The 14,483-nt window shown below is 27.7% G+C and carries 14 protein-coding genes; 1 reads left to right on the plus strand and 13 read right to left on the minus strand.

Annotation, left to right across the window (positions count from 1 at the left end; genetic code table 11):
• Window positions 1–79 precede the first annotated feature (79 nt).
• The 6 genes from ACFIJ5_RS16185 to ACFIJ5_RS16210 all read right to left on the minus strand — a co-directional run bounded on the left by ACFIJ5_RS16185 (window position 80) and on the right by ACFIJ5_RS16210 (window position 4,101).
• Complete coding sequence (locus ACFIJ5_RS16185) at window positions 80–346, minus strand: hypothetical protein (protein WP_379808863.1); 267 nt, start codon at window positions 344–346, stop codon at window positions 80–82.
• 866 nt (window positions 347–1,212) lie between these two features.
• The gene (locus ACFIJ5_RS16190) at window positions 1,213–1,671 is read right to left on the minus strand and encodes a DUF2691 family protein (protein WP_379808865.1); all 459 of its coding nucleotides are present in this window, start codon (window positions 1,669–1,671) and stop codon (window positions 1,213–1,215) included.
• A 57-nt stretch (window positions 1,672–1,728) separates the two neighbouring features.
• Complete coding sequence (locus tag ACFIJ5_RS16195; protein ID WP_379808867.1) at window positions 1,729–1,908, minus strand: hypothetical protein; 180 nt, start codon at window positions 1,906–1,908, stop codon at window positions 1,729–1,731.
• 185 nt (window positions 1,909–2,093) lie between these two features.
• Entirely contained in the window at window positions 2,094–2,354 is a 261-nt protein-coding gene (locus ACFIJ5_RS16200) for a hypothetical protein (protein WP_379808869.1), read from the minus strand.
• Between the two features lie 73 nt (window positions 2,355–2,427).
• Window positions 2,428–3,036 carry a hypothetical protein gene (locus ACFIJ5_RS16205; RefSeq protein ID WP_379808871.1) on the minus strand — a complete coding sequence of 203 codons (609 nt, stop codon included), beginning with the start codon at window positions 3,034–3,036 and terminating at the stop codon, window positions 2,428–2,430.
• A 642-nt stretch (window positions 3,037–3,678) separates the two neighbouring features.
• Window positions 3,679–4,101, minus strand: a complete 423-nt coding sequence (locus tag ACFIJ5_RS16210) for a hypothetical protein (protein WP_379808873.1) — start codon at window positions 4,099–4,101, stop codon at window positions 3,679–3,681.
• An 805-nt stretch (window positions 4,102–4,906) separates the two neighbouring features.
• Here ACFIJ5_RS16210 and ACFIJ5_RS16215 point away from each other — a divergent pair.
• Window positions 4,907–6,295, plus strand: coding sequence for an IS4 family transposase (locus ACFIJ5_RS16215; RefSeq protein WP_379802854.1), 1,389 nt, complete (start codon window positions 4,907–4,909; stop codon window positions 6,293–6,295).
• Window positions 6,296–6,310: 15 nt separating this feature from the next.
• Here the strand turns inward: ACFIJ5_RS16215 and ACFIJ5_RS16220 are convergent, their stop codons facing one another.
• From ACFIJ5_RS16220 to ACFIJ5_RS16250, 7 genes are all read right to left on the minus strand, one after another.
• Complete coding sequence (locus tag ACFIJ5_RS16220) at window positions 6,311–6,640, minus strand: hypothetical protein (RefSeq protein WP_379808875.1); 330 nt, start codon at window positions 6,638–6,640, stop codon at window positions 6,311–6,313.
• The gene (locus tag ACFIJ5_RS16225; protein WP_379808877.1) at window positions 6,637–7,998 is read right to left on the minus strand and encodes an RHS repeat-associated core domain-containing protein; all 1,362 of its coding nucleotides are present in this window, start codon (window positions 7,996–7,998) and stop codon (window positions 6,637–6,639) included. Before ACFIJ5_RS16225 ends, ACFIJ5_RS16220 begins: the two co-directional genes overlap by 4 nt.
• 139 nt (window positions 7,999–8,137) lie before the next feature.
• Window positions 8,138–9,442, minus strand: coding sequence for a pyrimidine-nucleoside phosphorylase (locus tag ACFIJ5_RS16230; RefSeq protein ID WP_379808879.1), 1,305 nt, complete (start codon window positions 9,440–9,442; stop codon window positions 8,138–8,140).
• Between the two features lie 125 nt (window positions 9,443–9,567).
• Window positions 9,568–10,221, minus strand: a complete 654-nt coding sequence (deoC, locus tag ACFIJ5_RS16235) for a deoxyribose-phosphate aldolase (RefSeq protein WP_379808881.1) — start codon at window positions 10,219–10,221, stop codon at window positions 9,568–9,570.
• Between the two features lie 137 nt (window positions 10,222–10,358).
• A complete protein-coding gene (locus ACFIJ5_RS16240; protein ID WP_379808883.1) occupies window positions 10,359–11,402 on the minus strand; it encodes a LacI family DNA-binding transcriptional regulator in 1,044 nt (347 codons plus the stop codon).
• Between the two features lie 176 nt (window positions 11,403–11,578).
• Window positions 11,579–12,799 carry a NupC/NupG family nucleoside CNT transporter gene (locus ACFIJ5_RS16245; RefSeq protein ID WP_379808885.1) on the minus strand — a complete coding sequence of 407 codons (1,221 nt, stop codon included), beginning with the start codon at window positions 12,797–12,799 and terminating at the stop codon, window positions 11,579–11,581.
• A 372-nt stretch (window positions 12,800–13,171) separates the two neighbouring features.
• Window positions 13,172–14,344 carry a MalY/PatB family protein gene (locus ACFIJ5_RS16250; protein ID WP_379809631.1) on the minus strand — a complete coding sequence of 391 codons (1,173 nt, stop codon included), beginning with the start codon at window positions 14,342–14,344 and terminating at the stop codon, window positions 13,172–13,174.
• Between the last annotated feature and the right edge of the window lie 139 nt (window positions 14,345–14,483).

Genomic DNA, 14,483 nt, shown 5'->3' on the forward strand with positions numbered 1-14,483 from the left:
CCCCCAAATGATAACTTATTTTTTATAATTACTTATATAAAATCTGAAATTTTACTAATCAAATAATATACTATAATATTTATTTTTTTACTTCTTCATATTCAACATCTACTATTCCATCCTCATTGACGGTATATCCTCTTCTTTTGTGTTCAGCTTCTTTAGATTTATTTTTAATATATTCAACTAATTGTAATATACCTCTATATGCTAACCATATCAATCCTAAAATTAAAACTATTTTAAAAATCCCTACTGCCACTTTCAATATTAACCCTAATACAACAACAAAAATAACACCATATATAATAGCCTTTAATAAATCTGCGAATTTACTCTCTCCCATTTATACCCTTCCTCTCTAAAAACACTATTTTAAAACTGAATCTCCTAGTTACTTATATAACTCAACTTTCGCAGTTGAAAAACAACCGCTGCGGTAAATGATATCTTGCTCAGAAACCTTTCACTTCAGTAACAAGTTCTATGCTTTACTCATATTGAAAAAAGATTTTTTAATTAATATTCCATAGGAATCAGTAATTAAAAAATGACTTTTTTCAAATTCGTAAAACTAAGAACTTGTAAACTTTGTTCAAATGTTTCTTACGCAATATATCATTTACCTTCGCTAGGTAGTATTTTTGTCCTGCGAAAGTTGAGTAATATAATGAATTACTAACATAATTATAACATATTTTTATTAAATAGTATATTATACCTCTTAATAAAGTATTAATAATTTGTTAAGTTAATTTTTGGTACAAATGTACAAAACATAAAACAGCCAATTTTACCTGACTGTTTTGTTGTTTTTTATAAAATTTTCTACTACAAATTATATTTTTTCTTTAACTCTCTTACTTTTTCCAACGGTAATTTTGAAATTTTAGCTACTAAATTTATATCTAATCCTGGTTTGATTACTTCTATTTCAAATTCTTTATATTTACCCTCTAAATGGAATTTCTAATTTAAAAATAAATATTCTAAGAAATCTACTAAAACTTTTATTTGTTTGTTCTTTTTTTACTTTATCATAATTTTTAAGTTCTTTTACTAATTCTATTTTCCTACTTTGTCTTGTATATAATTCAATGAAAAGTAAAAATAAATTTTTATATATTGTTTATCAGTAGAAAATTTTATATCTCAGATATAACTTCAAAAACAAGCAACATTAAATCTCATTTTGAGGTCACTAAGATTGTTCTATATACTAAATCTTGTTCTATTATCTTTTCCTTGCGTTAATATTTTCAAACCATGAAAATTAAACCTTGTACAGTTTTTAATAATACCATCCAATATATTTTTGTTTTTACAATACAATTCTATATAAACTGTATCGGTACAAAATAAAGCAATTTCACAATCACTTTTTACAAAATCATCGTAAGTATCAATATTTATTATTTGTGTTTTATTATTAAATGCTTTAATATTTGCATATATTAAATAGTATTTTTCTGTTTCAATACATTTAAAAAAATCTAATCCACTCATCATATTTTTATTAAAAATTGACATGTTTAGTTTGTTATTTTTACCTTTATAAATGATTTCGCTATCTTCTATACTCCATACAAAATTAGTAATATTAATATTATAAAATATTTTAAATAAAAAATTATTATATTTATTTTTTAACTTAAAGGTAATACCTGTCATTTTATTTAATCTCCTCCGTTATAAATTCAAATCATTGTTTAATAATTAATTTATATATTATGAACATGCAGCATTAGCTGGTATCGTCCACCATTCTACAATGGCGATTTGTTTTCCCCAGGAATCGTAAGTATAAGTTACCACTTTAGTTCCTGTGGTATTGTATAATCCTATTATATCTCCTTGGGTATTTCGTATATAGTAGTATTCTTTACCTTTATAGTTAAAACTTATCAACCTGCTGTTTCCATCATAGGTATAATATATTTTGTCTGTTCCATTATCTTCGTAGGTTACTTGAGTTCATTCATGATGATATAAAAAAATCCAGCATTTCTGCTGGATTTATGTACATTAATTATCAAAAAAATTTCTACAACCTATTGCTTTTCAAACAAATAAATTTTTGTTTACTATCATTTTTATATTTTATGAATATATCGTTGTACTCCCATGACAAAGCGATATATAAATGGTGCTATCACAATTATTAAGCATGCAAATATTAACGAGCTAATATCTCTAGATATTATAAACAATATTAAATTAGATATAATAGACATAATATATACATACATAAAAAATTTAGCTATAAAAGTACATAGTTTACTTTTATCTTGAAATTCATCTATCCAAAATATTTTATATAAAAATTTTTTAAAATTTCTAATATTTCTTTTCATATTCATGCCTCCAAACTATATAATTTATCAATATTTAAAAAATACTCATCCTAAATTAATTTAACTAAATTTATCAATCCTCTGGTTTCCAAGTCTTGTCCATTTTCTTACCTGTTAATTGAACAGTATATTCCCAACTTAAAGTATAAGATGTAGTATCTGATGTTGCCCACAAAACATCTGCTAGCAAACAAAAAATCACAACTATTTCTTTTTCAAAATTTTTATTATACAATATTTCATATTGATTACCATCATATTCCTTGAAACTAGCTCTTTTTATTAATGCTACTTGTTTTTCATTACAATAAATCCCTATATTGTTTCCTGTATGCTCCCACATTTCATAGTTATTACCATATATTGTTCCCATTACATATTCGCTAAGAACCGTAACCTTTTCACTTAAATATCCTTCATTAATACCGTTTTTATAATAAATATAGGAGCATATACTAAAATTAAATCCATTTATTACTGGAATCATTCCTAAAATGATTTTTAACCAATTTTCTTGTTTAAGACAACATATTTCTCTACCATTAGTTTCATATAAACATATTTTTCTTAATGATGGAATAATAGTCCTATTAATTTTAGCTGTATAAATATGTATTCCCATATCATAAACTCTATACTCATAGTTATATTTAAACTTTAATTGCTCAACAATTAATTCCATTTAATTTCTCCTTATTATGTGATATTTGTATATCATATTTATAAACTTTTTTTAACTTATAGCCTTCTCCTTTTCATACATTGACCCTGTAACACAAAATTTTATTATTAAAATTCAAAATGCTACAGGGAATTTTTTATATTTAATTTTAATAAAAACACCCAATTTTCAACAGTTTATTCAAATGTAAAACCTAAATCAAATCCTAAACCACAATGAATACCAAATTTAAATTTTTTCTCTTTGTTAAATTGCGCTCCTCCTCCAAAACTAAATACATCAACGTTTCCATCTTACCAACTTCAATATATCCCTCTTCATTCAGAAAAACTAATATTATTAATCCTATTATATCTCCTTGGGTATTTCGTATATAGTAGTATTCTTTACCTTTATAGTTAAAACTTATCAGTCTGCTATTTCCGTCATAGGTGTAGTATATTTTGCCTGTTCTATTATCTTCATAGGTTATTTGAGTTCATTCATGATGGTATAAAAAAACCAGCATTTCTGCTGGATTTATATATCATACAATTTTATATTATTTTACAAATAACTACTACCAAAATTCTTTATCATATCTTTTACACATAAAAATACTCATGCTATATTTCTGCAAAATATACGATATTTAAAATTTTTTTACTGTTTTATAACTTTTTCTAAAACGATCTGGCGAGTAATTATTTTAATTTTATCTCCTGAATGTAATAGCAATGTTAAACTAAAAAACTCATCTAAACTTTGATATTCTCTTAATTTACTTCTTACAATAAATTCTTTTTTACTCTCATTATAATGTAACCTTTTTAATTCTTCTAAGATAATATCTTCTTCATTTAATTCACAACTAAAAATATAGTTATCATATCCCCATAACTTATTTAATGTAATCTCACAATATAAAACATCTAAAAATCGTAATATTGCTTTTGTTCTAAAATAGTAATGATTGATAGGTATTACAATAGTATTTTCATCATATACAGTTCTTATTTCATTAAACTCCGAGTCATGTAAAGATAATTTCTGTAACTTTTCTAAATTATTTTTATTTATTATCATATGTACTCCCCTTTCATATTTTAATTATTCTATCTAAAATATATAGTTGCAAATGGTTCAGGAACTAAGTTTGATATTCCTTTGGTAGAAACCTAAATCCTATATATACCGCAAACATAGGTATATATAAATTATCTTTTGAAAATATATTTTTTAACATTACAATTTTTACCCCCACTATATATAATCGAACTTTAAAATAACCAATCTTTTACTTTTCCAGCTCCCCAACTTATTCCTATCCCTGCTACTGTTGACACTGCTAAAGCCCCAATTTCAGGTAAAGCCAAAGTACCTATAAAAGCCCCAGCAGCACATGTAAGTCCAAAGGCTGCTACATCTACTACAGTTCTTCCAATTCCAGAACCTAACTGATGATTGGCAAAATTATCTCAAACTCTTATTCCAAAAGATAATATTGATGCTAATCCTAATTTACCACTTACTTTTTTTATAAGCTTAAATCCTTTAGGAACACTTTGGAATGTTTGTAATTGAGTTGGTATACCATTGGGCCAAGTAAATTCTTTTATAATAGGTTTATTTGTAAAAACTCCACCAGGAAATATGGTGGAGTTTAAAGCAACTATTAATTTACATATTCATTTTAGTACTTCTACATATTTATAATTTACTTATTTACAAATCTTTAATATATTATTGAAAATCGGTTACTTACTAACTCAACTTTCGCAGATAAAAAATAAGGCGAAAGCCTGTAAAATAAACGCATAAAGCAAAGAAACATTCCTTTTGGTATAATAGAATTGCTAAAAACATAACACCAAAGAAAGGAATGTTTCTTATGAACACTATTATACCAAATGATAACAAAGATAAACAACTGAATTTTACTATAAATAGATTTTTTAAAGATAACAAAATTGGATCTATTCTTAGAAAATGTAATTTTTCAAAGCAAAAAGGTTTTTCTTGTATTACAGTATTTAAATATATATTTACTCTTATTTTCACAGGTAAAAATCTTTTTCGTACTTTTGAGAGTAAAAAGAATATCAACTTTTCAAAAGATGTCATCTATAGGTTCCTTAATTCTCCTAATTTTAATTGGAGAAAATTTTTACTCATACTTTCTTCATCAATTATCAGAAATGTAATCATTCCGCTTACATCTAAAGATAGAGTAAATGTCTTAATAGTAGATGATTCTTTGTATAGTAGAAATAGAAGTAAATCTGTTGAACTCCTTGCAAATGTTCATGATCACGTTACAAGAAAATTTGTCAAAGGCTTTCGCCTTCTTACACTTGGTTGGTCAGACGGTAATACTTTTTTGCCTCTTGGATTTACTCTTCTTTCTTCTGAAAAAGAGAAAAATAGAATTTGCCCTCAAAATGAATCTATTGATAAAAGAACTAATGGTGCTAAACTCCGTAAGGAGGCTATTTTAAAATCACCTTCAGCTATGATGTGTTTACTTAAACAAGCTGCTAAATATAAAATTCCTGCATCATATGTTCTTTTTGATAGCTGGTTTACGTATCCCAAAATTCTTATACAAATTTTACAACTTAAACTTAATACTATTGCTATGGTTAAAGCAATGCCAAGGGTTTACTACAATTACAATGGTAAGCTTTTAAATCTTAAAGGACTTTATGCTAGTTTAAAAAAGAAACGCGGTAGAGCTAAAATTCTTTCTTCTGTAATTGTAGGTATTGGTTCTGATGAAAATGGCAATGAAGTAAAAGCAAAAATTGTATTTGTAAGGGATAGAAATCGAAAAAGAAACTGGCTTGCTTTGATTTCTACTGATATATCTTTAGACGATAATGAAATCATAAGAATTTACGGTAAACGCTGGGATATAGAAGTTTTTTTCAAAATGAATAAATCTTTTTTAAAGCTTGTTAAAGAGTTTCAAGGACGTTCTTATGATTCCATGGTTTCTCATACGTCTATAGTTTTTACTAGATATATCATGCTTGCTTTAGAAAATCGTAAAAATAATGATGTACGAACTATTGGTGGATTTTTTTATCAATGTTGTGATGAACTTCAAGATATCCAATTTTGTGAAGTAATGCGTATCATTATTGATATTTTAAAAAATGTTTTATCTGAAAAACTTCTTCTTTCTAAGGAGCTTATCGACTCAATAATAGACAATTTTATTACTGCTTTGCCTTGTTATATCAAGGAGAAGTTGGTCTTTTTCTCCTGCGAAAGTTGAGTTACTAATTAATATCTATTTTTTATACTTTGTTAAATAAGGAGTTACCTTTATCATTATTGGTATCATTATTAACAATAATACTATTCCAGTAATAACTACTAGTATATTATCGAAATGCATTCCAATAACAATAATAGCTTCAGGTAGAATAATTATTATAAGTAAAAACGCTACTAAAAAGTATTTCATCAAAACCAAACTTATTATACATAATAAAAATATTGATATAGCTATATACGCAGCTAATTTTGGACCACTATCTCCGTAATAATAACTCATTATACGATATAGTATCATACCAATAATAGCTGATAAAACTCCTATACCTTTCATTCTTCTCATTGATTTTCCCTCCTATACCACCAACTTTTCCCTAATTCTGCAACATAACTTACTCCTAAACCTATTACAATTCCACCTACAATAGCTCCCCCTGTAACTATTGCCGCAGGCAATGTAGTTAATCCCATTGTTGTAATAAAACCTGTCCCTAGTACCCCTATACCATAACCAGCAGCTGCAGATATACCACAGGAAGCAAAATCAATTAATGCTCCCATTAACTTTCCTTGTATAAAATCTTCACCTGCATCATATAATCCATAAGCAACACCAGCATATCCAGCTTTAATTCCAACTTTTTTCATAAATTCCATAGCGGGTGTTTTTGAAAACATATATTTATTTACGGATTGTAATGTTTTAAATTTGTAAGGATTTAATCTTTTTATTGAACTCGTAATTTCATTCCCAATACTTGTTGCAGTATTTATTATGAAATTTTGGGTAGTATCCGACATTTTTTTTGAATCATTAGGTACTTTTGATTGTGATATATTTTTCGTTCTCTTATTCATAACCGCATATGAAGCATTTCTCATCTCATCTGTTTCTTCCCCATTTAAGGAATATACTGGTCTATATCCACTGTCATCACTCATATTTACTACATTATTCTTACAGTATGCAAATAAATTATGTCCTAGCAATTCTCCTGTTTGTCCTACTATACCATCCGCATTTATAAATCTACCCCAGTCAGGATTATAGTAACGGGAATTTAGATAATAAAGTCCTGTCTCGCTGTCATATCTGTATCCTCTATATCTGTATGGATTCTTTTCTCCTACTTTGTCTTGGGTATTGTCTACAATGGAGATGTGTTTTCCCCATGAATCATAAGTATAAGTTACCACTTTAGTCCCTGTGCTATCGTATAATCCTATTATATCTCCTTGGGTATTTCGTATATAGTAGTATTCTTTACCTTTATAGTTAAAACTTATCAACCTACTGTTTCCATCATAGGTATAGTATATTTTGTCTGTTCCATTATCTTCGTAGGTTACTTGAGTTCCTACAAGATGGTACTTTGTTGTAACTCCATTTACTGTTTTTTCTGTTCTTATGCCTTTGTCGTTGTATTTGAAGTTTAATGATTTTCCATTTCCGTTTATTGATTTTAACTGCCTACCCTGCTGCCAAGAATATGTATAGACTCCGTCACTTGTTAAGTTTCCTATGCTGTCACTTTGTATAGAATAAGCTTGTCCGTCGATTGTGATTTTTGTAAGTTTATCTTTCCAATTTGCATCTCCATACTCATAAGTGTATGTTTTTGTTGAACTTCCAAGAGGACCTTCTGTATCTTTATATGCATATTCTTTCTTGCTGGTTATATTTCCTCCCAAATCATACATGTAAATTATGCTTTTATTGAGAACTTGATTACTGTCTCAAAACAAAAAAAGCACAACAATATGTTGTACTTTTTTTGAAATATATTTGTTCATTTATATCTATTATTTATACCTTCGAAAATTGAATATTTGCTTAAAATTATCTTACTACATCATAAATTAGTGGTATTTCATCTTTGTATTCAGCTTTTATTTCATAATTTTCTAGGATACCTTTGCTTGCTTTTTCAACTTTTGATTCGTCATTTGCATGAATATATGCTATAACGTCTCCCTTTTCTACTTTTTCTCCTCTTTTCTTATTTAGTACAATACCTACTGCTAAATCTATTATACTTTCTTTTGTAGCTCTTCCTGCTCCAAGTTCCATAGCAACTAATCCTATGTTTTGTGCATTTATTTTACTTACATATCCACTTCTATCACTCTTAACTGGAACAACATATTTTGCTTTTGGAAGTTTTTCACGATCGTCAACAAATGTTGGATCTCCGCCTTGTGCTTCTACAAATTCTCTAAATTTCTTAATAGCTGAACCATCTTTAATTGTTCCTAAAAGCATTTCTTTTGCTTCTTCTACAGTTTTAGCTTTTTTAGCAAGTACTACCATGTTGCTTCCTAGTGTTAAGCAAAGCTCTAATAAGTCTTTTGGTCCTTTTCCTGTTAGTGTATCCATAGCTTCTTTTACTTCTAAAGCATTACCTACTGCAAATCCTAATGGTTGATCCATATCTGAAATAACAGCAACTGTATTTCTATTTACGCTCTTTCCTATGTTAACCATAGCTGTTCCTAAAGTTTTAGCATCTTCAAATGTTTTCATAAATGCTCCGTCTCCAACTTTAACGTCTAAAACTATACAATCTGCTCCTGCAGCTATTTTTTTACTCATTATACTTGAAGATATTAATGAAATGTTGTCAACTGTTCCTGTAACGTCTCTTAATGCATATAACTTTTTATCAGCTGGTGCTAAATCTGCTGTTTGACCCATTATAGCTATTTTCTTAGTATTAACATTATTTATAAATTCATCTTCTGTCATTTCAACAGAGAAACCTTTAAAAGATTCAAGTTTATCTATAGTTCCACCTGTATGTCCTAGTCCTCTACCAGACATTTTTGCAACTGGTATTCCAAGTGCAGCTACCATTGGAGTAAGAACTAATGAAGTTGTATCTCCAACACCACCTGTACTATGTTTATCTACTTTTATACCTTTTATTTTTGATAAATCAAGAATATCTCCAGAGTTAACCATTGCCATAGTTAAATCAGCTGTTTCTCTAGCATTCATTTTTTGAAAATATATTGCCATCAATAATGATGATACTTGATAATCTGGAATATTTCCTTTTGTATAGTTTTCTACAAAATAATTAATTTCTTCTGTAGTAAGTTCTCCACCATTTCTTTTCTTTATTATTAAATCATACATTCTCATAATAAATTCCTCCCAATGTTGTAAATTTTATTTTTGTAGCAAATTATTTAATATACATAATCAAACTATAAATATTTTTAAACTATATTAAATTCATTTCAAACTACTTTAATATTTACATAACCTTATTTAGAAGCTTCTTCAACAATTTTAATTCCAGCACTAGCACCTATTCTATTTGCTCCTGCTTCTATCATATTCATAGCTGTTTTATAATCTCTTATTGCACCTGAAGCTTTTACTCCCATTTCTTTTCCTACTGTTTTTCTCATTAATGCTACATCTTCTACTTTTGCTCCTCCAGTAGAAAATCCTGTTGATGTTTTTACAAAATCTGCTCCTGTTTCTTTTGAAATTTCACATGCTTTTACTTTTTCTTCATCAGTTAAAAGACATGTTTCTATTATTACTTTTAAAAGTGCTTTTCCTTTTGCTGCATCTACTACTGCTTTTATATCTTCTCTTACTACATCATATTTTTTATCTTTTAGTGCTCCGATATTTATAACCATGTCTACTTCTTTTGCACCATTTTCAATTGCTTGTTTAGCTTCAAATGCTTTAACTTCTTTTGTTGTTGCTCCTAAAGGAAATCCTATAACTACACATGTTTTAACGTCTGTGCCTTCTAATTCTTTACTTACTAATTCAGCATAATATGGGTTTACACATACTGAAGCAAATCCATACTCTCTAGCTTCACTACATATTTTCTTTACTTGTTCCTCTGTTGATTGTGGTTTTAATAATGTGTGGTCTATATACTTTTGAATTTTCATTTTGTATTCCTCCGTTTTTATAAAATTTTTTATTTAAATAATATCTTTCATAGTATTTGTCATATTTAATTTTTAATTTAATTATTTAATAAACATTTAAGGGAGCGGTTACATTTCCTTTAAAAAATTAATAATACTTAAATATTATTAATTTTTCTATTTTTAGATGCATATTTTTCTGATCCATTTAAAACAAGCTTAGGAGCTAATGTGATTCTCTTGACTTCTTCACTTTCCTTGCTACTCAAATTATCTAATAACATTTTTACAGCTATTTTACCCATTTCCACAGTATCTTCTGCAACATAACTTATGTTTTGTCCCAACATACTTAGTACTTCAACTTTGTCAAATGATATCAAGCTTATATCTTCAGGTATCTTCATACCTTCCTCATATATAGCTTTAATAGTACCTAATGTCATTAAATATCCGCATGTAAAGACTGCAGTAGGCCTATTTTCCATTTTTAATAATTGCTTTGCACATTTATATCCACTCTCTAGTCTATAGTCACCATAATATATGTTTTTTTCATCTATAGGAATATCATTGATGGTTAAAGCCTTTTTATATCCCATCAATCTATCTTTAGCAGGTTTAGAATTAAGTCTACCTGTTATTATACCTATTTTTTGATGTCCTTCTTTTATTAACGCTTGAGTAGCTTCAAAAGCACCTTTTATGTTATCTACAAATACTCCATTAAAGCTAGAATATTTAACATCACCAGCAACAAGAACAATAGGAATCCCTAAATTTTCAAGAACTGAAAGGTATTCACTATTAAATGTATCTTCAGCTGAAGTAGGAGTTATTATTATACCTTCTGATCTTTGTTCTCTTAAAAGTTTTAATGCTTTAACTTCTTTTTTCATATTTTCATCAGTATCGCATAATATCATATTAAAATTAGCTTCATCAATAGAATTACTAATTCCCTTTATAAGCTCACCAAAATATGGATTATTTATGTCAGGTACTAAAACTCCTATAATGTTAGTTTTTTTCTTTGTCAAACTCCTAGCTATTGCACTAGGAGTATAATTCAATTCTTTTATTGCATCCATAACTTTTTTTCTAGTTTCATCTTTTACATACCCAGAATCGTTTAAAACTCTAGAAACCGTTGCCAGAGATACCCCTGATCTTTTAGCAATATCTCTAATTGTAACCGCCATAGAATTCCTCCTCATGACTTATGACACTGTCTCTTTAATACTATAATTTCAATTTTAATTTTTGAAACAATTTAGAATAATTTATTTATTAAAATTATTCTCCTTTATTACATTTTAAACGATTTAGTAATATTTTTCTATATAAAATATAAAATATTTTTTACATAATACATTTTTTATAGCAATATACCAGCTATAGTTCCAGTAATACATGTTGTTAAAGCTCCACCTAATAACGCTTTCAAACCAAATTTTGCAATATGAGAACGTCTTTCAGGTGCTAAACCACCAAGTCCACCTATTTGAATAGCTATTGAACTAAAGTTTGCAAAACTACAAAGTGCATATGTAAGTATTATTATTGTTTTTTGAGTTATTGCACCTGATTTTATAAGATTTGATAAACCAGAGAATGCAACAAATTCATTTATTACTATTTTTTGTCCAAGTAAATCTCCTGCAGATAATATATCATTAGCAGGTATACCCATTATATAAGCAATTGGAGCAAATATTCTTCCAAATACCCAGTTTAAACTTAATTGTGGAAGGTGAACAAATCCCCCTACCCAACCTAATAATGAATTAATTAATGCTATAAGTGCTATAAATGCTAGTAACATTGCTCCAACATTCAATGCTAAACTAAGTCCTTCTGATGCTCCTCTAGCGGCTGCATCGATTACATTACAATCAAGTTTCTCAACTGACATTTCTATTTTACCTTTTGTTACTGGTGTTTCAGTTTCTGGTTCTAATATTTTAGATATTATAAGACCTATTGGGGCAGCCATTATACTACCTGCTAACAAGTGTCCAGCATTTACTCCCATAGCAACATATCCTGCCATAACTCCACCTGATACCGTTGCCATTCCACCTACCATAACAGTGAAAAGTTCTGATTGTGTCATATCTTTTATGTAAGGTTTTATAACTAATGGTGCTTCTGTTTGTCCTATAAAAACATTAGCTACTGCAGATAATGTTTCTGCTCCACTTGTTCCTAATACTTTAAGCATACCTTTTGCCATCCATGAAACAACAAACTGCATTATTCCTAAATAATACAAAACAGCCATTAATGAAGAAAAGAATATAACTGTTGGTAATACTTGTAGTGCAAATATAACTCCAAATTTACTAGTATCTAATAGAGGTCCAAATAAGAAACCGCTACCTTCTTTTGTAAAATCTAATAACTTAGTAATTACACCACTAACCCCTTCAAAAAATGCTCTTCCTGGTGGAAATTTTAATATTAAAAGTGCAAAAACTATTTGTAAAACCATTCCTTTAGCAACTAATACCCAATTGATTTTCTTTCTATTACTAGAGCATAAAAATGCTACAAGAAAGAAAAAAACTATACCTATAATTCCTATAAATCTTTCCATTTCCTAGCCCTCCTCTTAGTTGTTAATTGTTAATGTTAACGCTTCCATAAAGAATTATACCCCTTGAAATAATAAATTTCAAGCATTTATAACATTTTTTTTGAAAAAGTTTAAATATTGAATTTTCTGTATTTTATATTATTATCTTTATTAATATTACATTTTTCATAAAATTTTACATAATTTCAAATATCATTTCAATCTCTTCATACGTATTTTCTTGCTTAACTATATGATTCAGCACTAAATATTTCAATCTTCACACAATAGCAAAAAAATTTTCTGAAGATTTCTTCAGAAAATTTTTCATGTTTGTACTTTTCACTTTTTACCTCAACTTATACTTGTGTTATTTATTATATTATCATACCCCTACAGTTTATTTATCTCTGTTTCAATTCTTCTAAGTGCCTGTTTCAAAATTGTTCTTGGACATGCAATATTTATTCTTTGAAATTGTTGTCCTTCATTACCAAACATTATGCCATCATCAAATCCTACTTTGACTTTTTTAACAAAAAAATCTCTAAGCTGTTCTGATGTCATATTTAACTCTGAACAATCAAACCAAACAAGATATGTTCCTTCTGGTTTAATAACTTTTAATTTAGGTATTCTTCTTTTGAAATATTCCATAATATAATCAAGATTTTCTTGTAAATAATCAATTAATTGATTTAACCACTCTTCTCCATAATTATATGCAGCTATTAATGCTTCACCACCAAAAATAGTAGGTTCTTTTATTGCAATATTTTCAAGGGTAATATTTAATAGATTTCTTAATCGTTTATTTGGTATTATAATATTTGAAGTTTTAAGTCCTGCTATATTAAATGTTTTACTTGGTGCTGTACATATTATAGAATTTTGAGAAAATTCTTCACTTATTGATGCAAATACTGTATGTTTACTACTTTTATATGTAAGATCAAAATGTATTTCATCTGAAACAACCAATATATTATGCTTTAAACATATCTGTCCTAATTTTGTAAGTTCTTCTTTCGTCCATACTCTTCCTACAGGATTATGAGGATTACATAATATAAGCATCCTTGTTCTATTTGTGATTTTATTTTCCAAATCTTCAAAATTTATTGTATATTTTTGTTCTTTATATATAAGAGGATTTTTCACTACTTGACATCCACTATTTTTTATTGCTTTATAGAATGGATGATATACTGGTGTTTGAATTATAACCTCATCACCTGGTTGTGTATAAGTTCTAATTATAAGATTTATAGCAGGAACAACTCCTGGTGTAAACACTATCCATTCAGGTTTTATACTCCAATCATGGCGTCTTTTCATCCAATTAACTACTGCCTCATTATACTTTTCTCCACTTAAAGTATATCCAAAAATTCCATGTTCAGCTCTTTTTTTAATAGCATCAATAATTACTTGAGGAACTTTAAAATCCATATCTGCAACCCACATAGGCAAAACATCTTTATCATTATACATTTCCTCTACCAAATCCCATTTTACAGACTTAGTATTACGTCGTTCAATCACCGTATCAAAATCATATTTCATTTTCATCATTGTTCACTTAAAGTTTAAGTAAACAACTTCACCTACCTTTTTAGAAAATTCTAATTTTATGTAAACTTTTACATAATACAATTAAATTATATTCTTATATTAATCTCTTGTCTAGAGCATACTTTTAAAC

The sequence above is a fragment of the Haloimpatiens myeolchijeotgali genome (genome assembly GCF_042688525.2).
GTDB lineage: Bacteria > Bacillota > Clostridia > Clostridiales > Clostridiaceae > Haloimpatiens.

What these genes read in the sequence shown, in the direction of transcription:
- ACFIJ5_RS16240 (WP_379808883.1), bottom strand. Translation starts at nt 11,402, where the DNA reads ATGGCGGTTACAATTAGAGATATTGCTAAAAGATCAGGGGTATCTCTG.
- ACFIJ5_RS16245 (WP_379808885.1), bottom strand. Translation starts at nt 12,799, where the DNA reads ATGGAAAGATTTATAGGAATTATAGGTATAGTTTTTTTCTTTCTTGTA.
- ACFIJ5_RS16215 (WP_379802854.1), top strand. Translation starts at nt 4,907, where the DNA reads ATGAACACTATTATACCAAATGATAACAAAGATAAACAACTGAATTTT.
- ACFIJ5_RS16205 (WP_379808871.1), bottom strand. Translation starts at nt 3,036, where the DNA reads ATGGAATTAATTGTTGAGCAATTAAAGTTTAAATATAACTATGAGTAT.
- ACFIJ5_RS16210 (WP_379808873.1), bottom strand. Translation starts at nt 4,101, where the DNA reads ATGATAATAAATAAAAATAATTTAGAAAAGTTACAGAAATTATCTTTA.
- ACFIJ5_RS16220 (WP_379808875.1), bottom strand. Translation starts at nt 6,640, where the DNA reads ATGAGAAGAATGAAAGGTATAGGAGTTTTATCAGCTATTATTGGTATG.
- deoC (WP_379808881.1), bottom strand. Translation starts at nt 10,221, where the DNA reads ATGAAAATTCAAAAGTATATAGACCACACATTATTAAAACCACAATCA.
- ACFIJ5_RS16190 (WP_379808865.1), bottom strand. Translation starts at nt 1,671, where the DNA reads ATGACAGGTATTACCTTTAAGTTAAAAAATAAATATAATAATTTTTTA.
- ACFIJ5_RS16225 (WP_379808877.1), bottom strand. Translation starts at nt 7,998, where the DNA reads ATGTATGATTTGGGAGGAAATATAACCAGCAAGAAAGAATATGCATAT.
- ACFIJ5_RS16230 (WP_379808879.1), bottom strand. Translation starts at nt 9,442, where the DNA reads ATGAGAATGTATGATTTAATAATAAAGAAAAGAAATGGTGGAGAACTT.
- ACFIJ5_RS16185 (WP_379808863.1), bottom strand. Translation starts at nt 346, where the DNA reads ATGGGAGAGAGTAAATTCGCAGATTTATTAAAGGCTATTATATATGGT.
- ACFIJ5_RS16250 (WP_379809631.1), bottom strand. Translation starts at nt 14,344, where the DNA reads ATGAAATATGATTTTGATACGGTGATTGAACGACGTAATACTAAGTCT.
- ACFIJ5_RS16200 (WP_379808869.1), bottom strand. Translation starts at nt 2,354, where the DNA reads ATGAAAAGAAATATTAGAAATTTTAAAAAATTTTTATATAAAATATTT.